Annotated in this window: 25 protein-coding genes; 16 read left to right on the top strand and 9 right to left on the bottom strand. The window is 62.6% G+C overall.

Annotated elements, in window-relative coordinates; genetic code table 11:
• Positions 1 to 50 precede the first annotated feature (50 nt).
• The 5 genes from FJ953_RS04355 to FJ953_RS04335 all read right to left on the bottom strand — a co-directional run bounded on the left by FJ953_RS04355 (position 51) and on the right by FJ953_RS04335 (position 6,071).
• Positions 51 to 2,165: a VWA domain-containing protein gene (locus tag FJ953_RS04355; protein ID WP_140623262.1), complete on the bottom strand. Its 2,115-nt coding sequence runs from the start codon at positions 2,163 to 2,165 to the stop codon at positions 51 to 53.
• 2 nt (positions 2,166 to 2,167) lie between these two features.
• Positions 2,168 to 2,728: an RNA polymerase sigma factor gene (locus tag FJ953_RS04350; RefSeq protein WP_140495662.1), complete on the bottom strand. Its 561-nt coding sequence runs from the start codon at positions 2,726 to 2,728 to the stop codon at positions 2,168 to 2,170.
• A gap of 147 nt (positions 2,729 to 2,875) precedes the next feature.
• Positions 2,876 to 3,613, bottom strand: coding sequence for a dienelactone hydrolase family protein (locus FJ953_RS04345; protein ID WP_140623260.1), 738 nt, complete (start codon positions 3,611 to 3,613; stop codon positions 2,876 to 2,878).
• A gap of 104 nt (positions 3,614 to 3,717) precedes the next feature.
• The gene (locus tag FJ953_RS04340) at positions 3,718 to 4,407 is read right to left on the bottom strand and encodes a 4Fe-4S dicluster domain-containing protein (protein WP_140495660.1); all 690 of its coding nucleotides are present in this window, start codon (positions 4,405 to 4,407) and stop codon (positions 3,718 to 3,720) included.
• An 89-nt stretch (positions 4,408 to 4,496) separates the two neighbouring features.
• The gene (locus FJ953_RS04335; protein ID WP_140495659.1) at positions 4,497 to 6,071 is read right to left on the bottom strand and encodes a trimethylamine methyltransferase family protein; all 1,575 of its coding nucleotides are present in this window, start codon (positions 6,069 to 6,071) and stop codon (positions 4,497 to 4,499) included.
• A 289-nt stretch (positions 6,072 to 6,360) separates the two neighbouring features.
• On the opposite strand from FJ953_RS04335, the gene FJ953_RS04330 reads away from it, so the two are divergent.
• From FJ953_RS04330 to FJ953_RS04275, 11 genes are all read left to right on the top strand, one after another.
• Positions 6,361 to 7,059, top strand: a complete 699-nt coding sequence (locus FJ953_RS04330; protein WP_140495658.1) for a B12-binding domain-containing protein — start codon at positions 6,361 to 6,363, stop codon at positions 7,057 to 7,059.
• A gap of 285 nt (positions 7,060 to 7,344) precedes the next feature.
• Positions 7,345 to 7,971: a DUF1638 domain-containing protein gene (locus FJ953_RS04320; RefSeq protein ID WP_140516331.1), complete on the top strand. Its 627-nt coding sequence runs from the start codon at positions 7,345 to 7,347 to the stop codon at positions 7,969 to 7,971.
• Between the two features lie 262 nt (positions 7,972 to 8,233).
• Entirely contained in the window at positions 8,234 to 8,809 is a 576-nt protein-coding gene (locus FJ953_RS04315; protein WP_140579816.1) for a DUF4893 domain-containing protein, read from the top strand.
• A 93-nt stretch (positions 8,810 to 8,902) separates the two neighbouring features.
• A complete protein-coding gene (locus tag FJ953_RS04310; protein ID WP_140579817.1) occupies positions 8,903 to 9,685 on the top strand; it encodes a formyl transferase in 783 nt (260 codons plus the stop codon).
• A gap of 56 nt (positions 9,686 to 9,741) precedes the next feature.
• Positions 9,742 to 10,008, top strand: coding sequence for a DUF6290 family protein (locus FJ953_RS04305; protein WP_140559615.1), 267 nt, complete (start codon positions 9,742 to 9,744; stop codon positions 10,006 to 10,008).
• Positions 10,009 to 10,070: 62 nt separating this feature from the next.
• Entirely contained in the window at positions 10,071 to 10,526 is a 456-nt protein-coding gene (locus FJ953_RS04300) for a GNAT family N-acetyltransferase (RefSeq protein ID WP_318012537.1), read from the top strand.
• A 142-nt stretch (positions 10,527 to 10,668) separates the two neighbouring features.
• Positions 10,669 to 10,971: a virulence factor gene (locus FJ953_RS04295; RefSeq protein WP_140516337.1), complete on the top strand. Its 303-nt coding sequence runs from the start codon at positions 10,669 to 10,671 to the stop codon at positions 10,969 to 10,971.
• Positions 10,964 to 11,587 (top strand): methylenetetrahydrofolate reductase C-terminal domain-containing protein, encoded by a 624-nt coding sequence (locus tag FJ953_RS04290; RefSeq protein ID WP_140555039.1) that lies wholly within the window; start codon positions 10,964 to 10,966, stop codon positions 11,585 to 11,587. The genes FJ953_RS04295 and FJ953_RS04290 overlap by 8 nt, the downstream gene beginning before the upstream one ends.
• Positions 11,584 to 12,675, top strand: a complete 1,092-nt coding sequence (locus tag FJ953_RS04285) for a methylenetetrahydrofolate reductase (protein ID WP_140516341.1) — start codon at positions 11,584 to 11,586, stop codon at positions 12,673 to 12,675. Before FJ953_RS04290 ends, FJ953_RS04285 begins: the two co-directional genes overlap by 4 nt.
• 81 nt (positions 12,676 to 12,756) lie before the next feature.
• A complete protein-coding gene (locus FJ953_RS04280) occupies positions 12,757 to 13,731 on the top strand; it encodes a methyltetrahydrofolate cobalamin methyltransferase (RefSeq protein WP_140495648.1) in 975 nt (324 codons plus the stop codon).
• The gene (locus FJ953_RS04275; RefSeq protein ID WP_140495647.1) at positions 13,682 to 15,811 is read left to right on the top strand and encodes an ASKHA domain-containing protein; all 2,130 of its coding nucleotides are present in this window, start codon (positions 13,682 to 13,684) and stop codon (positions 15,809 to 15,811) included. Before FJ953_RS04280 ends, FJ953_RS04275 begins: the two co-directional genes overlap by 50 nt.
• Before the next feature lie 41 nt (positions 15,812 to 15,852).
• Here FJ953_RS04275 and FJ953_RS04270 read toward each other — a convergent pair whose 3' ends face one another.
• The gene (locus FJ953_RS04270) at positions 15,853 to 16,881 is read right to left on the bottom strand and encodes an acyltransferase (RefSeq protein ID WP_224619890.1); all 1,029 of its coding nucleotides are present in this window, start codon (positions 16,879 to 16,881) and stop codon (positions 15,853 to 15,855) included.
• A gap of 306 nt (positions 16,882 to 17,187) precedes the next feature.
• Between FJ953_RS04270 and FJ953_RS04265 the strand changes: the two genes are divergently transcribed.
• Together FJ953_RS04265 and FJ953_RS04260 are read left to right on the top strand one after the other, a co-directional pair.
• A complete protein-coding gene (locus tag FJ953_RS04265; protein ID WP_140495872.1) occupies positions 17,188 to 17,373 on the top strand; it encodes a hypothetical protein in 186 nt (61 codons plus the stop codon).
• Positions 17,374 to 17,619: 246 nt separating this feature from the next.
• Positions 17,620 to 18,600: an alpha/beta hydrolase gene (locus FJ953_RS04260; RefSeq protein ID WP_140495645.1), complete on the top strand. Its 981-nt coding sequence runs from the start codon at positions 17,620 to 17,622 to the stop codon at positions 18,598 to 18,600.
• On the opposite strand, the gene FJ953_RS04255 is transcribed toward FJ953_RS04260, so the two are convergent.
• Positions 18,601 to 19,500 (bottom strand): LysR substrate-binding domain-containing protein, encoded by a 900-nt coding sequence (locus tag FJ953_RS04255; protein ID WP_140495644.1) that lies wholly within the window; start codon positions 19,498 to 19,500, stop codon positions 18,601 to 18,603.
• Between the two features lie 217 nt (positions 19,501 to 19,717).
• On the opposite strand from FJ953_RS04255, the gene FJ953_RS04250 reads away from it, so the two are divergent.
• From FJ953_RS04250 to FJ953_RS04240, 3 genes are all read left to right on the top strand, one after another.
• A complete protein-coding gene (locus FJ953_RS04250) occupies positions 19,718 to 19,903 on the top strand; it encodes a hypothetical protein (protein ID WP_140495643.1) in 186 nt (61 codons plus the stop codon).
• A 358-nt stretch (positions 19,904 to 20,261) separates the two neighbouring features.
• The gene (locus FJ953_RS31090) at positions 20,262 to 20,396 is read left to right on the top strand and encodes a hypothetical protein (RefSeq protein WP_127853696.1); all 135 of its coding nucleotides are present in this window, start codon (positions 20,262 to 20,264) and stop codon (positions 20,394 to 20,396) included.
• A 272-nt stretch (positions 20,397 to 20,668) separates the two neighbouring features.
• Positions 20,669 to 21,670 carry a GlxA family transcriptional regulator gene (locus tag FJ953_RS04240; RefSeq protein ID WP_140495642.1) on the top strand — a complete coding sequence of 334 codons (1,002 nt, stop codon included), beginning with the start codon at positions 20,669 to 20,671 and terminating at the stop codon, positions 21,668 to 21,670.
• 9 nt (positions 21,671 to 21,679) lie between these two features.
• Here FJ953_RS04240 and FJ953_RS04235 read toward each other — a convergent pair whose 3' ends face one another.
• A complete protein-coding gene (locus FJ953_RS04235) occupies positions 21,680 to 22,465 on the bottom strand; it encodes an ABC transporter ATP-binding protein (protein WP_140623258.1) in 786 nt (261 codons plus the stop codon).
• The gene (locus tag FJ953_RS04230; protein WP_140495640.1) at positions 22,462 to 23,238 is read right to left on the bottom strand and encodes an ABC transporter permease; all 777 of its coding nucleotides are present in this window, start codon (positions 23,236 to 23,238) and stop codon (positions 22,462 to 22,464) included. The genes FJ953_RS04235 and FJ953_RS04230 overlap by 4 nt, the downstream gene beginning before the upstream one ends.
• Positions 23,239 to 23,257: the final 19 nt, after the last annotated feature.

Genomic DNA, 23,257 nt, shown 5'->3' with positions numbered 1-23,257 from the left:
GTTTTCCCATCAGAACGACCCCATCTGGAAGAAACCGACCGTCATCAACATCAGCGGTTGCCGCCCAGCGCCGAGGCAAGGCGCACAAGCGAGAGGAACTCGGACCTGTACCCAAACGGGTCGGCTCCCCGGGCGGCTGTGGCGATCTCCAAGATCTTGTCGTAGCCGAACTTCGCCGTTGCATCCTCCTCGCGCAGCTTCTGGCCGAACGCCGCGACGGCGACGGAGAAACGCTGGTCGGCGCCGGCCTGGTCGAAGGATGCCACCTCGTTGGCTGACGTCACCGGCGTGGTGATCAGCTTCGAGACGTCCTCGTTGGGCAGCTTGTAGCGTATCTTGACGAAGGCGTATTCGTCCGCATTGGCGACGCCACCATTGTTCATCGCGGCCTGGCCATAGCGCAGCGGATCGATCCGTTCGCCGCCGCTGCCCTTGGGCGTGATCTCGTAGATTGCGGTGACCGAATGGCCCGAGCCGATCTCGCCGGCATCGACCCGGTCATTGTTGAAATCCTCGCGGTTCAAGGCGCGGGTCTCATAGCCGATCAGCCTATATTCCGAGACCTTGGCGGGATTGAACTCGACCTGGATCTTCACGTCCTTGGCGATGGGGAACAGCGTCGAGGAGGCATCCTCCACCAGCACCTTTTCCGCCTCGGCCAGCGTGTCGATATAGGCGGCGGTGCCATTGCCGTTCTGGGCGATGGTCTGCATCATCTCGTCGTTGAGATTGCCGCGGCCGAAGCCGAACACCGACAAGAAGACGCCGCTCTTGCGCTCTTGTTCGATCAGGCGCTTGAGATCGTCGTCGTCGCTCTGGCCGACATTGAAGTCGCCGTCGGTGGCGAGCATCACGCGGTTGACCCCGTCCTTGATGAAGGACTGCTCGGCCAACTTGTAGGCCTCCTTGATGCCGGCCTCGCCGGCCGTCGAGCCACCCGGCTGCAAATTGTCGATGGCGTTGAGGATCTTGTCCTTCTCGGCAACCTTTGTCGGCATCAGCACCGTGCCGGCATCGCCGGCATAGGTGACGATCGAGATGGTGTCGTCGGCCTTCAGCTTGCTGACCAGCAGCCGGAATGCCGCCTTGAGCAGCGGCAATTTATCCGGTTCGTCCATCGAGCCCGAGACGTCGATCAGGAACACCAGATTGGCCTTGGGCTGCTCGGCCGGCTTGACGTCGAAACCCTTGATGGCGACATGCATCAGCTTGCTGTGCGCGTTCCACGGCGTCGGCATGACGCTGACGGTCGAATTGAACGGCGTCGACGCCGCATCCGGCCCCTTCCAGTCATAGGGGAAGTAGTTGATCATCTCCTCGACCCGCACCGTGTCGGCCTGCGGCAGGAAGCCCTCCTTCAGCGAACGGCGCACGAAGGAATAGGAGGCGGTGTCGACGTCGATCGAAAAGGTCGAGACCGGGTCCTCGAGTGCCGAATGTACCGGATTGGTCTTAAAATCCTGGACGCGATCGCGGTTTTCCTCCTGTGGTGCGATCTGGTCCGCCGGCGCCATGGCGGGCTGCTGCGGTGCTATCATTTTGGACATGCGTGCGGCTCGCGACGTGCTGGGCGCGGCAGTGCTATCCAGGGCGAACGCGCCCGTTGGCGCAGGTGGCGCAGGTTCCGCCGGCGCAACCTGTTCCTGCGCATTCTGCGGCGCCAGGCCTCCAGCAACGGCCGATTCGGATTTGCTCGGCGCCGCCAAGGCCTCCGTTTCGTCGCGGCTTTCCGCGTCGGTCTTCTTGTCTTTCTCAGGCGCGCTCGTTGCGAGCGGTTTGTCGATCGCCTGATCGCCCGTGGCCTGTTTAGCCAGCGGCTTCACCGTGGCGGGCTTGTCGGCCAGCGTCTCGGTGATCTTTTCGCCGCCGCCGAAAGTGGACGGCTGTTCCCTCAGCATATGGAAAGTGGCGTATCCGGCGATCGGCAGCGCGACGAGCCCGGCAATAGCCGGCGTGGCAATGAGTTTCTTTTGCATGATTTCGCTCCAGAGCTTTCGTGCTCGCTCTGTGAGACGAAGGCCGCCGGCCGATCCTTGGCTGACGGCGGAAATATTTTCCTCATCATAGGCGCGCAAGGCGGCCTCGAAGGCGCGCGCCTTCGCGCTCTCGCCGGGAGCCGGGATCACTATGTCGCGCAGCCTCTTGAGTTCGTTCTCGTCGACCATGCTCACACTTCCCCGGCTGAACGCATGAGCGTCTTCAGCCGTTTCTTCGCTTCATGGATGTGCCAGGAAACCGTCGTCTCCGAGATCGCCATCGCCTCGGCGGCGGCGGCGTGGCTCAAGCCCTCGCCATAGACCAGCAGCACGGCGTCGCGCTGCTTGTCGGGCAGTTGCCGCACCGCGACCCACATCGCCTCGGCAGGATCCTCGTTCTCGGCAGGATCCTCGCCCGAAATCAGCGCATGGACGCCATAGGCTTCGGTCTTGACCGTCTCGCGGGCGCTCTTGCGCATCATGTCGCGCGCGGCGTTCAGCGTCATGGCATAGAGCCACGTGGTGAAGGCGCTGCCGCCGCGATAGTCGCGGATCGCCTTGCCGAGCCGGACGCAGACTTCCTGGGCGATGTCTTCGGCATCCGCCTTCCGACCGCACCAGCGGTAGGCGGCGCGATAGACGAAGTCATAGTGCCTTTCGAGCAACGCGCCGAAAGCTCCCCTGTCTCCGCCCTTCGCCCGCCCGATCAGTTCGGCGTCGGAGGCTTCGCTCTCATCCAGCATCATCGCCATCATTTGCCTGTTGGACGAAGGCTAATGGCCAATCCTTGGGGTGAGGGAAAGATTTTTTTACTGGTACCTCTTCCTTCTCCCCGTTCTACGGGGAGAAGGTGCCCGAAGGGCGGATGAGGGGCGGCGCCGACCTCTCGAAGATTGGCTTTACCCGAGCGTCTCGGAAAACAGGGTGATCAACCGGTTCCAATGCCGCTCGGCGCCATCTTCGTTGTAGACGCTGTGGTCCGGCACGCACCAGCCATGCGCCATGCCGACATAATTCTCCAGCACGTAATCGACTTCCGCCGCCCTGAACGCCTCGGCCAGCCGCGCTGATTGTTCGGGCGGAAAACTCCTGTCGACGCCGGCCATGCCGACATGGACGCGTGCCTTGACCGACCCCGCCTTGCGGTGCGGACTGTCGGCCGCGTCGCTGGCGAGATTGCCGCCATGGAAACTGGCCGCCGCCCTGATGCGATCCGGATAGGAGGCGGCTGCGTTCAGCGCCCGCGCGCCGCCCATGCAATAGCCGACAACGCCGATCGGCCCGGTGACGCCTTCGGCAGCGAGTGCGTCGAGGAAGGCGCCGCTGTCGGCAATCGTCATCTCCTGCGTCGTGCCGCTGATCAGCGCCATTAGCGGCACCTTGGTTCTCTCCTCGACGAAGGCGGTCTTGGCATCGAAAGGACCGTAGGGCGCGTTGCGATAGAAGAGATCGGGCACCAGCACCGGATAGCCCTCGTCCGCCAGCCGCCCGGCCATGCCGTCGAGCGCGGGGCGCGGGCCGAAGGCATCCATATAGAGGATGATGCCGGCCTTGGGCGGGGAAGCGTTGGCCGGGCGGAACAGCCCCGCCCTCGCCATACCGTCCCTGGTCTTGATCTGAAGGTCTTGTTTCGCCATCGCCAGCTCCGTTCGGTGCTGGGCGATACATATCCGGGCACGCCGACAGGGCAAGCTGTTGCCTGATTTTGGCAGTCAACATTTCGTGCGGCAGCGCGACGAGCTTACCGGCCCGCGAACGCTGCCATGTGGAAGGCCTGCACCTCTGAGGGGTAGCGATAGGCTGTGCCATAGGGACAGGCGTTGCGGTCAAGGCAGCCGCCGTCACAACAGGGCCCGCCACTCGGCCCGCGCACATGCGCCAAGCAGGCCTGGTAGGCGAAGCCTTGGATGGAATAGGCATCGACCGGACAGGATTTCAGGCACGGTTTGTCGACACAGGTGTCGCAAAGATGGACCGCCTCGCGAGCCTCCGGGAGCGCGATCTCGTCCTCGAACAGCAGCGCGCCGCGATAGGCATGCCAAAGCCCATATCGCGGATGCATGAGGATGCCGAGCGGTGACGGCTTCAGGCCCTCGGCCCGCATCGCCCATCGCTGGAACGGCAGATAGGGCTTGTCGGACGGCGACACGGCGCGTGCGCCGAATTCTTCCGCGACCGCGCCTATGACCTGCCGGGACCAGGTGTCGAGCGGATTGGCGATTGCTCGCGGCTGCTTTTCACGCCAGCGCAGAAAATGCGGCCAGGGTGCTGCCCCCGCCTGTCCCACCAGCAGCGCCGACCTGGTTGGTGCACCGGAGCGGCCACAAGGCGCCGCCTCGCCGTCCCCAAAGGTGAAGCCGCCACGCAGGATGAGGCCGTCGGCGCCAAGCGCGGCCGCAATCTCCTCCATCCTGCCGCGCGAAGGAATCATCCCTTCTTGACCGGATCGGAGAAGGCGCTCCGCCAGACTTCCTTGTGGATGATGTTGGCGACTTTAGCCCCGCCTGACTCGGGCTCCTTTCACGTGAAGGCGTCGGGCATCGACCCCTTCTTCTTGGCGATGAAGTCCTTCAGCGCTTCGTCGATCGCCGGATCGAGATGCGGCGCCTCATAAGATTCCAGCCAGCGGCGGGCGAGTTCGTTGGCGCGCTGCGGCGCGGTCTTCTCGCCTTCGGCCAGCCACTGCTCGTATGAATTGTTGTCGGCGATGTTGGAGCGATAGAAGGCAGTCTGGAAATTCGCCTGCGTGTGGTCGCAGCCGAGATAGTGGCTGCCCGGCCCGACTTGGCGGATGGCGTCCATCGCCTGGCCGTTTTCCGACAGGTCGACGCCTTCGGAGAATTTTTGCGTCATGCCGAGCTGGTCGATGTCCATCATGAATTTTTCGTAGCAGGACGCCAGCCCGCCCTCGAGCCAGCCGGCCGAATGGAGGACGAAATTGGTGCCGGCCAGAATGGTCGAGTTCAGCGTGTTGGCGCTTTCATAAGCTGCCTGCGCGTCGGGGATTTTCGAGGCGCAGAGCGAACCGCCGGTGCGGAACGGCAGGCCGAGGCGCCGTGCGAGCTGTGCGGCGCCGTAGGATACCAGCGACGGCTCCGGCGTGCCGAAGGTCGGCGCGCCCGACTGCATCGAGATCGACGAGGCGAACGTGCCGAACAGCACCGGCGCGCCCGGCCGGATCAGCTGCGTGAACGAAGCGCCGGCAAGCACCTCGGCAAGCACCTGGGTCAGCGTGCCGGCCACCGTCACCGGGCTCATCGCGCCGGCGAGGATGAACGGCGTGACGATGCAGGCCTGGTTGTGGCGCGCATAGACCTTCAGCGCGCCAAGCATGGTCTCGTCGAAGACCATCGGCGAGTTGGCGTTGATCAGGCTGGTCAGGACCGTGTTGTTTTCGACGAAGTCGTCGCCGAACACCAGCTTGGCCATGGCGACCGTGTCTTCAGCACGTTCCGGTGCGGTGACCGAGCCCATGAACGGCTTGTCGGAATATTTGATGTGCGCGTAGATCATGTCGAGATGGCGCTTGTTGACCGGCACGTCGACCGGCTCGCACACGGTGCCGCCCGAATGGTGGATCGAAGGCGCCATATAGGCGAGCTTCACGAAATTCTGGAAATCCTCGATGGTCGCGTAACGCCTGACGCCGTCGAGGTCGCGCACGAAGGGCGGGCCATAGACCGGGGCGAAGACGGTAGCATTGCCGCCGATCTGCACCGAGCGTTCGGAATTGCGGGCATGCTGGGTGTAGATGGGGGGCGCGGTCTTCAAGAGCGAACGGCAGAGCCCCTTCGGGAAATGCACGCGTTCGCCCTTGACGTCGGCGCCCGCCTCTTTCCACAGCTGCAACGCCTCCGCATCGTCGCGGAAGATGATGCCGATTTCTTCGAGCACCGTGTCGGTGTTCTTCTCGATCAGCGCCAGGCCTTCCTCGTCCAGCACTTCATAGACGTTGATCTTGCGCTTGATGTAGGTGAGCTGGGTGCCGGGACCGCCGCCCGAACGCGCCGCCCGCCTTGCCGCCGCCCCGCCGCTGGCGCCGCGTCCACGTCGCGCGTTTGACGCTTCCTGGTCCACTGCCGCGTGTTCGCTCATGATCGTTCTTCCCTGAATTTGGACCGGCTTGACTAGCGCCCGGCCCGGAACCGTTGTGGCCGCCTAACGCGGCTTCCGGCGGATCGTAGCCATGCACCCTATTCGAAACGGCCCGTCCGCGCCAACGCCTGTCGCAAAATCGACAAGAAAACCGATAGATTTTTCAGTCGCTTTCCTTTTGCGGGAAGTCGCAAATCAGCTATGGATACCCGCCCCTTGCGGGTTAGGTATTGGCGCATTGATTTTAAGCTGCCATGGTCGTTCCCGGCAGCAAGGAGCCTGAGAAACAATGTCCGACGACGAGATTATCCTCTCCGAGCTTTCCGACGACGAGTTGGTGCAGCAGATGCACGACGATCTCTACGACGGTCTGAAGGAAGAGATCGAGGAAGGCACGCGCATCCTGCTCGAGCGCGGCTGGGCGCCCTACAAGGTGCTCACGGAAGCGCTGGTCGAAGGCATGCGCATCGTCGGCGAGGATTTTCGCGACGGCATCCTGTTCGTTCCCGAAGTGTTGCTGTCGGCCAATGCGATGAAGGCCGGCATGTTCATCCTGCGCCCGCTGCTCGCCGCCACCGGCGCGCCCAAGCAGGGCAAGATGGTGATCGGCACCGTCAAGGGCGACATCCACGACATCGGCAAGAACCTCGTCGGCATGATGATGGAAGGCGCCGGCTTCGACGTCATCGACCTTGGCATCAACAATGCGGTCGAGAAATATCTTGATGCCATCGAGCAGCACCAGCCGGACATTATCGGCATGTCGGCGCTGCTGACCACGACCATGCCCTACATGAAGGTCGTCATCGACACGATGAAGGAAAAGGGCATCCGCGACGACTACGTCGTCCTGGTCGGAGGCGCGCCGCTGAACGAGGAATTCGGCAAGGCGGTCGGCGCCGACGCCTATTGCCGCGACGCCGCTGTGGCGGTCGAGACGGCCAAGGACTACATGAAGCGTAAACACAATGTGCGCGCTTCCGCCTGATACAAGGCAAGGCGGACGCTCAACAGCCGAAGCCGCGCCTTGCAGCGCGGCTTTTTTGTTCCCAGATGTCGGGAGCGGCGGTCAGGGTTTCTTGACGGTATCGTCAACGGCTTTCGCGGTAGACTTGATATCCCTGCCGACGCCGCGAACGGTGTTGGCACAGGCCGAAAGGGCCAGGGCACAAGCCAGGATTGCGATTGGCGCAATGCGTAACAGTTTCATCGACGGTTTATCCCTCTCTCGGTAGATCGCCCCACAGCAACGAAAGCCGGCTCGGCTGGTTTCATGAAGATGCCCAGACCCAAGCAGAATCAAGCGGACAAGCTGCTCATCATCGCCTGCGGGATGATTGCGCGCGAGGTGTTGGCCGTCAAGGAACAGCTCGGGCTCGATCACCTTGAATTGACATGCCTTCCGGCCGAGTTTCATTTCTATCCGGACCGCATCGCGCCGGCGATGGACAAGGCCATCGAAAAGGCCAAGGCGGAAGGCTACAGCAACATCTTCGTCGGTTACGCCGATTGCGGCACCGGCGGCCTGCTCGATCGGGTCTGCGAGAAGCATGGCGTCGAACGCATGGCCGGTCCGCATTGCTTCGCCTTCTACCAGGGCATGGATGCCTATGCGAAGGTCGCCGACGACGACATGATGTCCTTCTACATGACCGATTTCCTCTGCCGCCAATTCGATGCCTTCTTCATGAAGCCGCTCGGCCTCGACAGGCATCCGGAGCTGATCAAGGACTATTTCGGCAATTACGAGAAGCTGATCTACCTGGCCCAGACCGACGATCCGGAGCTCGACAAGGTCGCGGAAAAGGCCGCGAAACTGCTTGGCCTCGTCTATGAGCGGCGCGCGACAGGCTATGGCGATCTGACGGCTGGGCTGGCCAAGGCCGCGGCTGACGTCTGACGTCTGACGCTGGCTGGGCTGCGGCCCTCTTGCGCGGCGATTGGCGATTATCGCCCTTTCCGAAGGCGAAGACAGGACGGATCGCCGCCTTCTACTGGAGAATGGCCTTGATTTGTTCCCAGGCCAATTGCCTTAATTTGGATCGCGGCGTGGTTTCGTTGTTAAGCACGGATGACAGCCTGCCGCGAATGGGTAAATTGCGCGCAACCCATGCAAAGGCGCCGTCCAGTGGTCGGCTGCCGGACACCGACGAGGAATGCCGATGACCCTTCGCCTGATGCTTGCCGTTGCCGGCCTTCTCTGCTGCACCTTGCCCGCGCTTGCTGACGGCGAGGTGCAGAAGCTGATCACCGCCGCCGACAAGGCGCGGCTGGACAAATATGGCGAGACGCGCAAGGCGGCTCTTGCCGAGGCGAAGGCGGGCAATCCTGGCGAGGTCAGGCAGCTCGACGCCTTGCTTGCCAAGCCGCTGGTTGCTTTCTCCGAGAAGGACCTCACCGGCAAATGGCAATGCCGCACCATCAAGGTGGGCGGGCTGAGCCCGCTCGTTATCTATGGCTGGTTCAAATGCCGGGTGACCGACGATGGCTCCGGCTGGCGGCTGGAAAAGCTCACCGGCTCGCAGCGCACCAAGGGCCGCTTCTTCGACGACGGCGAAAAGCGCGCGATCTATCTCGGTTCCGGTTCCGTCAACAACGACCAAGCAAAACCCTATGGCAGCGGCTCTCAAACAGACCAGGTCGGCTACGCCTTCCGCAATAGCGCCGGGGAATGGCGCATCGAGTTCCCCGCTCCCTATTACGAATCGAAGCTCGACATCATGGAGTTCAAGCGCTGAGCGGAGCCTTCCTGACGGCTCCGGCATACCAAGGATTAACCCGCCTCGTCTAAGCTCCGGCCGTGGCAGTTGGTCCCAGGGGTGGCAAGATCAATGGCAATACCGGAAACCGATCCGAGACCGATCGTGGTCGTTACCGGAGGAGGCCAGCACGTATGGGCAATGGTCAACGCCATCGCCGACCGTGTCGGCCCAGTCATCGTGATCCTGGAAGTCCCTGAATCCAAAAAGCGATTGCTGCTTGGCCGTGCCCGGCGCCAGGGCTGGCTGCAGGCCACCGGCCAGCTCGGCACGATGGTGCTGAGCAGGCTGGGCAAGCGGCTCTACGCCAGCCATGCCGCCCGGTTGATTGCGCAGGAGAAGCTCGAGACCGAGCCGCGGCCGGGCCAAGAGATCATCCATGTTGCCTCGGCCAACGGGCCGGAGTGTCTAGCGGCGATCCAGAGAATCCAGCCAGGCATCGTCCTGCTTAACGGCTGCCGACTCCTGTCGAAGGACATGTTGGCCAGGATGCCTTGCCCGGTGCTCAACTATCATGCAGGTATCACGCCGAAATATCGCGGCATGAACGGCGGCTACTGGGCGTTGGCATCGGGCGATTCCGCGAATTTCGGCACCACGGTGCATCTGGTCGATGCCGGCGTGGATACGGGCGGCGTGCTGAAACAGGCCTACGGTCAGCCGAAACCAGGCGACACGATCTCAAGCTATGCGCTGCGCCAAACGGCGTTTTCGCGCGACATCTGCGTCGAGGCGGTCAGCGATGCTCTGGCCGGAAAACTCGTGACGTTCGATCCAGGCCTGCCATCTAAACAGTGGTACCACCCGACGATCTGGTTCTATCTCTGGACGGGGCTCAGAACCGGCATCTGGTAGCGCTGGCGATACTGGCGATCGTATGCTATTGTCATACAAAATATGGAGCCCTATCGATGTCCAGCATGGCGCCTGTCAGCGTTCGCGTCACCTCGGACGAGCGTGACATTCTCGAGGCCGCCGCCAGGCAGGCTCATACAAATCTGAGCGACTTCATTCGGCGCAAGGCTGTTGAGGCGGCCGAGATGGAGGTTTTGGGCGGCCGTGTCGTCGTTATTCCCGCAGTCGATTGGGAACAATTCGAGGCCTGGGCGAAATCGACGCCAACGACCATGCCTGGACTGCAAAGGCTTGCTGCGTCCAGGCCAGTATGGCGGGACTGACGCCACCCCGCCCGCTTGCCGGAGATGACAGCTGGGACGCTTTCGATTGCGGTCGTGAGTCGTTGAACAACTGGCTTCGCCGTCATGCATGGCGCAACCAGCAGGATGGATTGTCGCGGACGAGCCTCATCTGTGATTCCGAAACCGGTGGGATAGCGGCTTACGTTGCGCTGAGCGCTGGCCATATCGAACGCGCATACCTGCCCAAATCGGCACAGCGTAATCGGCCTGATCCCATTCCGGTAATCCTGCTCGGCCAGTTGGCCGTCGATCGCAAATATCAGGGACGCGGCTGCGGGCGCTCCCTTCTCCTGTTTGCGCTCAGGACGGCGGTGCGGTTTTCCAGCAATATCGGCTGCTTCGGCGTTATCACACACCCGCTGGACGAAGGCGTAAGAGACTTCTATCGCGACTTCGCTTTTCAGGATCTTCCATTCGATCCCAAACGGAGCATGATCGTCCGCATTGCCGATCTGAGGCACAATGGCTTCGATGGCAGCATCGATCATTCCTGCTGATTTCTACCTCAGGCCGACATTGAAGATTGCCTTTCATTTTACGACATCCAAATGCGTCGCTTTTGAATGCGCGCGCGTCGTCCCATAACAAGCGGCCCAATTGCGCATGCGGCAATGCTCGCAGATCGAGGAGTGAGAATTCATGGCCGATCTGATCGTCGTCTACTGGCGCGACATCCCTGCCCAGGTCATCGTCAGGAAAGGCCGCCAGAACGCCAAGCGCGAACTGCCGCTGCGCTTCACCGAGGCGATCGACATGTGCGCCATGCGCACCGGCGCCGGCGGCACGGACGACTATCTAGCCGAATGGCGCAAGGCCGATCCGGTTCCGGTCGGCGACGACCTCGAAGCCGAGGTCGAGAAGGCATTCCAGGACATCGACGCGAAATATGACCGCGAGCGGCTGGTCGCTCTGGTGAAGGCGGGCGGCAAAGAAAATGTCTGAAACCATTCCCGCCAAGGAGAGCCCGGCGGCCCTCCAGCCGGTCACCCAGGCCACCCTGGTCAAGAAGGCGGCACCGAAATCCGACTACAAGCCGGCCGACGTGTCGCCACAGCGCCGCGTGCAGCGTTCTTTCGCGGTGAGATTATGGTCAGTCCGGCACTCGCGCCTGCTCGAATGGTTCTATGCCCGCTTCGCCGACACGTTCCTCCTGCTGCATCCTTTGTGGAAAGGCATCGGCTACAGCCGTGTCGAGGCCCCGGTGAAGTTTGTCGAAAAGCGCGTCAAGGGCTTCATGTTCGACTGCCGCATGTGCGGCCAGTGCATCCTGTCCTCGACCGGCATGTCGTGCCCGATGAACTGCCCCAAGCAGCTGCGCAACGGCCCTTGTGGCGGCGTGCGCGCCAACGGCAATTGCGAGGTCGAGCCCGATATGCCTTGCGTCTGGGTCAAGGCCTGGGAAGGGGCGCGCAACATGGAGCACGGCGACAGGATTCTTGCAGTGCAGAAGCCGGTCGACCAGTCGCTGCGCGAAACGTCCGCCTGGCTGCGCGTCACCGCGCAGGCGGCAGCCGCCCGTGAAGCCGCGGCCGATGCGAAGACCGGAGCGGCCGCATGATCGCCCGCCAGCGTGACGAGAACCCGGCCGGCATCCATCTGCCGCTCGACCCCTTGCCCGGCCACACCTCGCGCGGCCGGCTCGAACGCGTCCTGCGACGCGGTGAATTCGCGGTCACCACCGAGCTCAACCCGCCCGACAGCGCCGACCCCGAAGACGTCTACAACAGGGCGAAGATCTTCGACGGCTGGGTCGATGCCATCAATGCGGTCGATGCGTCGGGCGCCAACTGTCATATGTCGTCGGTCGGCATCTGCGCGCTCCTGACCCGCATGGGCTACGCACCGATCATGCAGATCGCCTGCCGGGACAAGAACCGCATCGCCATCCAGGGCGACGTGCTGGGCGGGGCTGCCATGGGCGTCGCCAACATGCTGTGCCTGACAGGCGACGGCGTGCAGGCCGGCGACCAGCCCGGCGCCAAGCCGGTGTTCGACCTCGATTCCATGTCGCTGCTCGAAACCATCCGCATCATGCGCGACAACGGCAAGTTCCTGTCCGGCCGCAAGCTCACCACGCCGCCGCAGTTGTTCCTCGGCGCGGCCGTCAATCCGTTCGCACCACCCTTCGACTTCCGCCCGATCCATCTCGGCAAGAAGATCGCCGCCGGCGCTCAGTTCGTCCAAACGCAGTATTGTTTCGACGTACCGATGTTCAAGACCTTCATGCAAAAGGCACGCGATCTCGGCCACACGGAGAAAGTGTTCGTCCTGTGCGGTGTCGGACCGCTCGCCTCGGCCAAGACCGCCAAATGGATCCGCTCCAACGTGCCGGGAATCCATATTCCCGATACCGTCATCAAGCGGCTGGAAGGCGCCCAGGACCAGAAGAAGGAAGGCAAGCAGCTCTGCATCGACATCATCAACGAGGTGAAGGAAATCCCAGGCGTTTCAGGCGTCCATGTGATGGCCTACCGCCAGGAGGAGTATGTCGCCGAGATCGTCGATGAATCGGGCGTGCTGAAGGGCCGCCAGCCGTGGAAGCGCGAAATCCGCCGCGACGACCAGATGGTCGCCGACCGGCTCGACCATATCCTGCACGACGATGTTACCGAAACCCAGGTGGACATGGTGAAGACCGCGCATTGACTTGCGCGGAGAACCACCATTCGCTTGATCGACAAGAGATAACGATATAAAGAACTCTTTATATCACGACGGAGAGATTTCATGACCCGGACCATCGTTGCCTCGGCGACACGAGAAATCATCATCGGCTTCGACCAGCCCTTCTGCGTGATTGGCGAGCGCATCAACCCGACTGGCCGCAAGAAGCTCGCCGCCGAGATGATCGCCGGCAATTTCGAAACCGTCATCAAGGACGCGCTGGAACAGGCCGCTTGCGGCGCCACCATGCTCGACGTCAATGCCGGCGTCACCGCCGTCGACCCCAACGCGACCGAGCCGGCATTGCTGGTACAGACGCTGGAGATCGTCCAGGGCTTGGTCGACCTGCCGCTGTCGATCGACTCCTCGGTCACCGCCGCGATCGAGGCGGCGCTCAAGGTCGCCAAGGGCCGTCCGCTGGTCAACTCCGTCACCGGCGAGGAGGAAAAACTCGAAGCCATCCTGCCGCTGATCAAGAAATACAACGTGCCGGTCGTCGCCATCTCCAATGACGAGACCGGCATTTCGATGGATCCGGATGTGCGCTTCGCCGTCGCCAAGAAGATCGTGCAGCGCTGCGCCGATTTCGGCATTCCGGCGCATGACGTCGTCGTCGACCCGCTGGTCATGCCGATCGGCGCGCTCGGCGACGCCGGCCGCCAGGTGTTCGCCCTGCTGCGGCGCCTGCGCGAGGAACTGAAGGTCAACACCACCTGCGGCCTGTCCAACATCTCCTTCGGCCTGCCGCACCGCCACGGCATCAACGCCGCCTTCATCCCGATGGTGATCGGCGCCGGCATGACATCGGCCATCATGAACCCGGTGCGTCCGCAGGAAATGGAAGCCGTGCGCGGCGCCAACGTTCTGAACGGCACCGACGAGAATTGCACCAACTGGATTCGCACCTATAAGGATTACAAGCCGGCCGAAGGCGGCCAAGCGGTCGCCGCTCCGACGGCGGTCAATGCACCAGGCGAAGGCGGCGGCAATGGCGGTCGCCGTCGTGGCGGTCGTGAAGCCCGCATGGCAAGGGGATAAGCGCGCAATCGTGAATTCGCATACCAACATCACCGATCCGCTCGTGCTGTTCATGCCGTCGGGCAAACGCGGGCGGTTTCCGGTCGGCACGCCGGTGCTCGACGCCGCGCGCCAGCTCGGCGTCTATGTCGAGAGCGTGTGCGGCGGGCGCGCCACTTGCGGGCGCTGCCAGATCGAGGTGCAGGAAGGCAATTTCGCCAAGCACAAGATCGTCTCCTCCAACGACCACATCTCGCCCAAGGGGCCCAAGGAAGAGCGCTATGAGCGCGTGCGCGGCCTGCCGGAACGGCGCCGCCTCTCCTGCTCGGCGCAGATCCTCGGCGACCTTGTCATCGACGTGCCGCAGGACACGGTCATCAACGCACAGACCATCCGCAAGGATGCCGACACCAGGGTGATCGCGCGCGATACGGCAATCCGCATGTGCTATGTCGAAATCGAAGAACCCGACATGCACAATCCTTCAGGCGATCTCGACCGGCTCAAGATCGCGCTGATGAAGGACTGGAACTTCAAGAACCTCGAATTCGATTTCTATTTGCTGCCGCAGGTGCAGGGCATCTTGCGCAAGGGCAACTGGACCGCGACCGCCGCCATCCACAAGGATGCCGACAGCGATATCGCGCGCGTCATCGCTTTGTGGCCCGGCCTCAAGAACGAGGCCTATGGGCTGGCCTGCGATATCGGCTCGACCACCATCGCCATGCATCTGGTGTCGCTGCTGTCGGGCCGCGTCGCCGCTTCGTCAGGCACGTCGAACCCGCAGATCCGCTTCGGCGAGGATCTGATGAGCCGCGTCTCCTATGTGATGATGAACCCGGATGGCCGCGAAGGCATGACGGTCGCGGTGCGCGAGGCGATCTCGGGCCTCGTCGACAAGGTCTGCGCGGAAGGCAGTGTCCAGCGCAACGACATCCTGGATTCCGTCTTCGTCGGCAATCCGATCATGCACCATCTGTTCCTCGGCATCGATCCGACCGAGCTCGGCGGCGCGCCCTTCGCGCTCGCCGTCTCGGGCGCGGTGCGCATCAAGGCCTCGGATATCGGTCTCAAGCTCAACCCGGGCGCACGTCTCTACATGCTGCCCTGCATCGCCGGCCATGTCGGCGCCGACGCCGCGGCGGTGACGCTGTCGGAGGGCCCGCATCGTCAGGACGAGATGATGCTGATCGTCGACGTCGGCACCAACGCCGAGATCGTGCTCGGCAATCGTGCCCGGGTCGTGGCTGCTTCCTCGCCCACCGGTCCGGCCTTCGAAGGCGCCGAAATCTCCGGCGGCCAGCGCGCCGCGCCCGGCGCCATCGAGCGCGTGCGCATCGATCCCGACACGCTCGAGCCGAAATACCGCGTCATCGGCTCTGAACTGTGGTCCGACGAGCCGGGCTTCCTCGACAGCGTGCAGGCGACCGGCGTCACCGGCATTTGCGGCTCCGGCATCATCGAGATCGTCGCGGAGATGTATCTGGCCGGCATCATTTCCGAAGACGGCGTCGTCGACGGATCGCTCAGCATGCGCTCGCCGCGTATCGTCGCCAACGGCCGCACCTTCTCCTACGTGCTGAAGGAAGGCGAGCCGAAGATCACCATCACCCAGACCGACGTGCGCGCCATCCAACTCGCCAAGGCAGCACTTTATGCCGGCACCAAGCTGTTGATGGAAAAGCAGAACACCGAGCATGTCGACCGCATCCACTTCGCCGGCGCCTTCGGCTCCTTCATCGATCCGAAATACGCCATGGTGCTGGGCCTGATCCCCGATTGCGACCTCGACAAGGTCTCGGCCGTCGGCAACGCCGCCGGCGCGGGCGCGCGCATGGCGCTGCTCAATCGCGGCTATCGTCGCGAGATCGAGGAGACGGTGAGCCAGATCGAGAAGATCGAGACCGCACTGGAGCCCAAATTCCAGGAGCACTTCGTCTATGCGATGGCGTTGCCGAACAAGGTCGATCCGTTCCCGAAACTGTCGGCGGCGGTGAAGCTGCCGCCGCGCAAGACGGTGAGCGAAGACGGCATCGCCGGCGACGCCACCCCGCGCCGGCGCTCGCGCGAAGGCCACGCCGCGCGACGTGGCCGGGAATAAAATTAGGGCACAATGCAACGCCGAGGCGCCTTGGCCGCTTGTCAGTCGTTTGCCTCATTCGATGGCAAGCGCAAGCTGGGCCGCTGAGCCAGCAACGGCATGCTTTTGACGCGCGACCGGTTGAGAAAGCCCGTCAGCGGCTTTTCAATCGACAGGTAAAGCATCGCGGAAAGCGCGATGCTGATCAAGGCAATCGGCGCCGGCTGCCAATTTGGCGGAACCCCAAGCCGCAGCATGATGCCAGTTACCACGACAACCACCAGCACATGCCACAAGTAGATCGAATACGAGGCACTACCAAAAAATGTAAGCAGGGCCACGGGGTTGAACGGTCTGGCACGCTCGGCAAAAACCGCTCCGGCAACGATCAGGGTCGCCGGAATACCCCAACGCAGAACACGAGGCAGCTCGGGGTCAAGCATCTGGATCGTCATCAACAGGAGAAATCCGCCAACAACCAGCGCCAGCGCCGGCACAAGCCGGAGCCGAATATCCTCCATCCACAGCCGCCCGATAACAATGCCGGCCGCGAACTCGAGCATGAGGGGAGAGGTAAAGCGGTAGCCTTTGAGCAGCAAGTTCGATGCGACCATCACCGTCAGCACGCCGATCAGCGCGGCAAAACGCTGCTTCTCGCCTAAAAAGAGCGCCAAGGCGAAAATGACGTAAAACATCATTTCATAGCACAGCGTCCAGCCCTGGATCACCACGGGATGAAGTACCCCATCCTGCACGATCGGAAGAAACACCAGCGAGCCGAAAAAATTTTCCGGGCTCAGCACATGTCCGTAGAGAAATTGCGGCTTGAGGAAAATTGCCAGCGCGGTCAGCACCGTGACGATCCAATAGAGCGGCACGATGCGAACAATCCGACGCCATATGAAACGCCGTGGATTGGCAGGGCGATCGGCCGTGGTCACCCACATGATGAAACCGCTGATGACAAAAAACAGGTCGACGCCAGCAGCACCGACCGCGAACGGACCGCCGAACTGTTCGTTGATGTGAAAGCAAACTACCGCGGAAGCGGCGAGTCCTCGAAGGTATTGGATACTGTGAATGTCATTCACGCCATACTCCTTACCCGCACCCCCGATGCTGCAATGCACAATAGCAGACATCCGCCATCTGCTGTCAACGGGCAAGCTAGGTAGGATCGCGGCACGCCCTCTTGGACGCGGCCAAGAAGCGATCGCTCGGGGGTGTCAATCGCCCTGCAATTTCATTTGTATGCAAATGTTTCCGGAATGACTGATCCGGAAACCAAATCACCGTTTTCGCGAAATCCGACCGATACATGGCAGGCGCATTTACCCGGCATCGAACGGCGGTCGAAGATAATCCTCGGCCGTCGCCGTTCTTCAAGGGAGATGAAAATGTCGATCTTCGAAAATCTCGGCCGCTACGGTGCGACCATCAGGCAGGCCCGTGCCAGGAACAAGGCCGTCCGCGCCCTGAACAGCCTGCCGGCGCATGTCCAGAAGGACATCGGCTGGCCGGCCTCGCCGCCCAGCGACCCGCAGGCGGCGCTTTCCGCCTTGCTTTTGGGCTTTACGCGCTGATGACCTTTGCCGAAAAGTGCAAACTGCTCGGCACGCGCCGGAGCCCGCGAGGGGCTCCGGCCGTCACCAGCAACCGCCTGCGCGCAGCCCTTCTGCCGCAGCGCTGATCCCTCCCGCGAGAAATGCGGCGCCGATCACAGCGACGTGTGCACACAGCGTAAATCTTGACATCTTCGACCAGGGCACGATCTTCAAATATGAAGGGGACTTCTCTTAGTCGGCTGCCGCCGAAGTTCGTGTATCCGCATGCCAAGTTTGAAAAGCCACGTCGTGTCCTTCGTGCTCAGGCACAGTCGCAAGAAGGCGTTTTCCAGCCCGGAAAACCTGCAGCGCTGGATCGCTGCGGCGCGCCGGACAGAGGACCATCACCCTCCGGTGTCAGTGCAGCAGCGCTTCAACATCGAGACGCGCACCGTCGACGGCTTTCCCGTCTACGAGATCGCCCCCAGGGCCGGCGAGCGCAAGCGGGTTCTCTATCTGCACGGCGGCGCCTATGTCTTTGAAATCACGCCCTATCATTGGCACCTGATCGCCGACATGGCCGACCGGCTGGGCTATGCCTTTACGGTGCCCATCTATCCCATCGCGCCCGAGCATGACTTCCACGCCATGTTCGGCATGGTCGGCGACGTCTATCGCCGGATGCTCGGCGAGACGGAGGCGGAAGACATCATCTTCATGGGCGATTCCGCCGGCGGCAACATGGCCGTGGTGCTCACCATGATGGCTGCCGAAGAAGGCCTGCCCTTGCCGTCGCGCCATGTGCTGATCTCACCCGGGCTCGACGTCTCGCTTGCAAACCCCGAGGTGTTCGAGGCGGAGCGGAACGATCCCTGGCTGGGCATCGCGGGCGGACGGGAGGCTATCCGGCTCTACAGTGCCGGAATAGACCCGACGGACTGGCATATCAGCCCCGTCTATGGCGACCTCTCGGTGCTGCCCAGGACATTGCTCCTGGCGGGCTCTCGCGATCTTCTCACGCCCGACAATCTGATCTTCGCACAAAAAGCACGGGCCGCTGGCGTCGAGGTAGAGCTCGTGCACGAGGAAGGCATGTTCCACGTCTGGCCGCTGATCGACATGCCGGAATCGCGCCGCGCGCGCGAACGGATCGTGGCGTTTCTGACCGAGAACCCCTCGCCCCTTGTTGAAGGCGCCGGCGCAAGCTTCGAAGCGCCGTCCACCGAGGCTTCGGGGCAGAGCCTCCAGTCAGAGCACCCCGGTTGATCAGAACTTGCCGGTTTCCCGGAAGACTTCGAACGTCGCCCGGATGTGGTCGGCCACCGCCTTGACCGGCGCGCTGGCGTCCGGCGCTACCACCATGGCGAGGTTATAGGTGCCGATATCGGGCATGCCGTCCTTGGGGCAGAGCTCGACCATGTCGTTGCCGAGGAAAGACTTCGGCAGCGGCGCCACGGCGAGATCTGACATGATGGCGGCGCGCTGGCCGGCCGTATGCGCGCTCATATACGCGATGCGGTAGTTGCGGCCCTCGCGGCTCAGCGCTTCGAGCGCCCCTGCCCGCCAGGCGCAGCCCTCTTCCCACAGCGACACCGGCAAGGGTTCGCGCAGATGCGCGCAGCCGCCCTTGGCGCCGGCCCAGACGATCGGCTCCGTCAACAGCACCTCGGCGCCGAGCGCGCTGGTCTTGTAGGAATTGGTGAGCAGCGTGATGTCGAGCGCCCGGTCATCCATGCGCCGGCGCAGATTGCTGCTCTGGTCGATGGTGACGTCGACGGCGATCGATGGATGCGACTGCGCAAAACGCTTCAGCACATGCGGCAGCACGCGCTCGCCATAATCGTCCGGCGAACCCAGCCGCACCACGCCGACAATATCGGGAATGATGAACTTGGACACCGCCTCGCGATTGATCGACAGCAGACGACGGGCATAGCCCAGCAGCATTTCCCCGTCGGTGGTCAGCGTCACCGAGCGCGCATCGCGCGCGAACACCGAGCGGCCCAGAATATCTTCCAGCTTCTTGATCTGCATGGAGACCGCCGAGGGCGTACGGAAGACCGCATTGGCCGCTGTGGTGAAGCTGCCGGTTTCGGCGATCGCCACGAAAGTGCGCAGCACGTCGAGGTCCAGCAGCGGCAGCGGATGATTGAGTGGGGCGTTCATGACGATCGACCTTCAATTTTTCTGATGCAAACTATCATTCCATTTCGTTTGATTGAACATCAGTTCGAGCGCATAGTCAACTCCATCGAAGCAGGATGCTGCCAAGGCAGCCACGAAACGATCACGACACAGACCTGCCTTCGACATGCAATGAAGCTGATACAGACCTGACGTAAGGCATTGCCGGGCACTTCCGCCCCGACATGAGGAGATCGAAATGTCTATCCTGTCATCCATCGGTCGGCTTGCGACCGAATTCAGCGCGGCCCGCGCCCGCTACCAGACCGAACGCGCCATCCGCTCCCTGCCGATCGAGCTGCAGAAGGATATTGGCTGGCCTGAAGCGGCCGACACGAAGGCCGGCATACGCGCCGGCGTCGGATCCTGGGCTGGAGCAAAGTAAACCGTGTGTACCATGCATTGAAGGCCTGCCGCGCAAACCGCCCGGCAGGTCTTCTTGTTTTACCGACCTGTTTTGCCGTTTTATTTGCGTTCACATGAATTTCGGAGCCATGCTGCCGCTGCATGGCGCATATGAACAAGCCGCATAGCGGCTTGGTTTTAAGCTAACCGTTTGTAAATTATCGAAAAATCCGGGAATGCCTACAAAGCCTCCCGCCTTGCGTGTCGCTTTTCATATCAAGTGCTTCGCTTTTGCGATTTAGTTTTTACTTACACAAGCCTATATCCACGCCAGCAAACGAGCTGCCCCACTCCATCAAGCGAAGGCGACCCGTCTGAGCAACCGATTGGAGATGAACATGAAGCTTTTTGCCCGCCTTTTCCCTCGCCGCGAAATGAACCTGACCACGGCCCTCGAGCGCCAGCGCCTTGCCAACACCATGCCCGGCCAGACCGGCGCCATGGCTGCCGCACGCCTCGGTTTTGTCGCCTGAACCGATCCCGCAGGCAGCGCTCCCTCGCGCTGCCTGAATAGATGACGCCGCCCGGTTCCGCCGAGGCGGCGTTTGTTTGCACACCCCTGACGGCGCTTCCATCATGGACGGCGCCGCGGCTGCGCGGCATCGCAACACGATTGCTCATTTGCGACCCATGTCGCAAATTAAATCTTGCTAAAGCTCCTTAGCCGATTGACAAGGATGGTTTTTCCTGTTGTCGCTATGCTATTCGCGACATTCTGTTCGCGCCATGGCTGCGTGAGGTTCCCGTGAACGCCGTTAAGCATCCGATCAAGCGATCGTTTGTATTTTTTCTCATTCCCGACTTCACCATGATCGCCTTTGCGACGGCGCTCGACCCGCTGCGCTCGGCCAATCGCATGCTCGGCTACGAGGCCTATCGATGGCGCCTCGCCAGCATCGACGGCAAGCCGGTGCGCGCTTCGAACGGTGTCGAATGCGCGGTCAACACCTCGCTGGAGGAGGAGCGCAGGAAGATGGGAGGGCCGGATCGCCCCAACATGGCCATCGTCTGCAGCGGCACCAATGTCGAGCGCTACCAGAACAAGTCCGCCTTTGCCTGGCTGCGCGAGGAATACAATCGCGGCGTCTCCGTCGGCGGCCTGTGCACCGGAGCGCATGTTCTGGCCGCTGCCGGCCTGTTGTCCAACAAGCGCTGCGCCATCCATTGGGAGAACCTGCCCGGCTTCTCCGAGGCATTCCCGAAAGCCAATGTCTTTGCCGACCTGTTCGAGATCGACCAGAACATCTACACCTGCGCCGGCGGCACCGCCGCGCTCGACATGATGCTGAAGCTGATCGGCGACGATTTCGACGAGAATCTCGTCAACCGCGTTTGCGAACAGGTGCTGACCGACCGTGTGCGCAGCCCCACCGACCGCCAGCGCCTGCCGCTGCGCGCCCGGCTCGGCGTACAGAACTCGAAAGTGCTGACCATCATCGAACTGATGGAAGGCAATCTGTCGGAGCCGCTGTCGCTGATCGAGATCGCCGACCATGTCGACCTGTCGCGCCGCCAGATCGAGCGGCTGTTCCGCACCGAGATGGGACGCTCGCCGGCCCGTTATTATCTCGAAATCCGCCTCGACCGTGCAAGGCATCTCTTGATCCAGTCCTCGATGCCGGTGGTCGAGGTGGCGGTCGCCTGCGGCTTCGTCTCGGCCTCGCATTTTTCGAAATGCTACCGCGAGCTCTACGCCCGCTCGCCGCAGCAGGAACGCGTCGATCGCAAGCAGCTGCTGGCGGCATAGCGGCGCGCCTCAGAGCACCTCTGCCGACCGCATCGCCTCGACGCGGATGTCCTCGGTCAGCCGCGCCTTCAACACGGAGAATTCCGGACTGGTCTTCAGCGTGTAGTGGCGCGGGTGCGGCAGGTCGATGGTGACGTCCGACTTGATCCGGCCGGGCCTGGCCGTCATCACCACCACGCGCGATGCCATGAAGATCGCCTCCTCGATGTCGTGGGTGACGAACAGAACCGTCTTCTTGCGCCGTTCCCAGATGCCGAGCAGCAGTTCCTGCATCAGCCCGCGCGTCTGGTTGTCGAGCGCGCCGAACGGCTCGTCCAGCAAAAGGATCGCGGGGTCATTGGCCAGCGCCCTGGCGATCGCCGTGCGCTGCTGCATGCCGCCGGAAAGTTGCTTCGGCCAGTGGTTCTCGAAGCCCTTCAGCCCGACGAGGTCGATATAGGAGGCGACGATTTCGCCCCTCTCCCGCTCGGCCATGCCGCGTTCGCGCAGGCCGAAGGCGATGTTTTCGGCGACCGTCAGCCATGGGAACAGCGTATAGGACTGGAAGACCATGCCGCGATCCGGCCCCGGCCGGGTCACCGCTTTGCCGTCGAGCAGCACGCGCCCTTCGCTCGGCGCCTCCAGCCCGGCGACGATGCGCAAGAGCGTCGACTTCCCGCATCCAGAAGGTCCCAGGATGGTGATGAAATCATTGGCCGCGACCGCCAGGTCGATCGGCATCAGCGCCTGGACGGGTGAGCCGCCGCGCACGCCGGCGAACGTGCGCGAGACGCCCTCGATGAGAAGCTTGCTCATGCCAGGCTCCATGGGAAGAGCCAACGATTAAGCGCCTTGAAGGCAAGGTCGGACAACAGGCCGATCAGTCCGATGACGATGATGCCGAAGATGATCTGCCCCGTTGCCAGCCGCGACTGGCTGTTGATGATCATGTAGCCGATGCCCGACGACGAGCCGATCAGTTCGGCGACGATGACATAGGTCCAAGCCCAGCCGAGCACCAGCCGCAGCGTCTCGGCGATCTCGGGCGCATTGGCAGGCATGATCACACGCTTGACGATGCCGTTGTCCGTGGACCCGAGCGTGTAGGCCGCCTCGACGAGATCGCGACGCGTGGAGCCGACCTTTACCGCGATGATCAGGATGATCTGGAACACGGAGCCGACGAAGATGACCAGCAGCTTCTCCAGTTCGCCTATGCCGGCCCAAAGGATGAGCAGCGGAATGAAGGCCGAGGCCGGCAGGTAGCGGGCGAAGGAGACGAACGGCTCCAGGAAGGCCTCGACAGGTTTCCACGCGCCCATCGCTATGCCCAGCGGCACGGCGACGGCCGATGCCAGCACGAAGCCGCCGAAGACGCGCCAGATGGTGATCAGTATGTCGAGCCAGAACCGGTCCTCGACCAGCAGCCGCCAGCCATCCCGCAGCATCGACAGCGGATCGGCGAGAAAGATGCGGTTGACGTGGCCGCCAAGCGTGATCCACGCCCAGAAAACGACGAACAGCACGAAGAAGGAAATGCCGAGCACGGTTCGCGTGCCCGGCGAGATCGGATGCAGGGGGCGCGGCATTTACAACGGTCCTTGTGGA

The sequence above is a fragment of the Mesorhizobium sp. B2-3-6 genome, assembly GCF_006442305.1.
GTDB lineage: Bacteria > Pseudomonadota > Alphaproteobacteria > Rhizobiales > Rhizobiaceae > Mesorhizobium.
The sequence above is the reverse complement of the archived record's forward strand: the minus strand, read 5'-3'. Positions and strand labels throughout refer to the sequence as shown.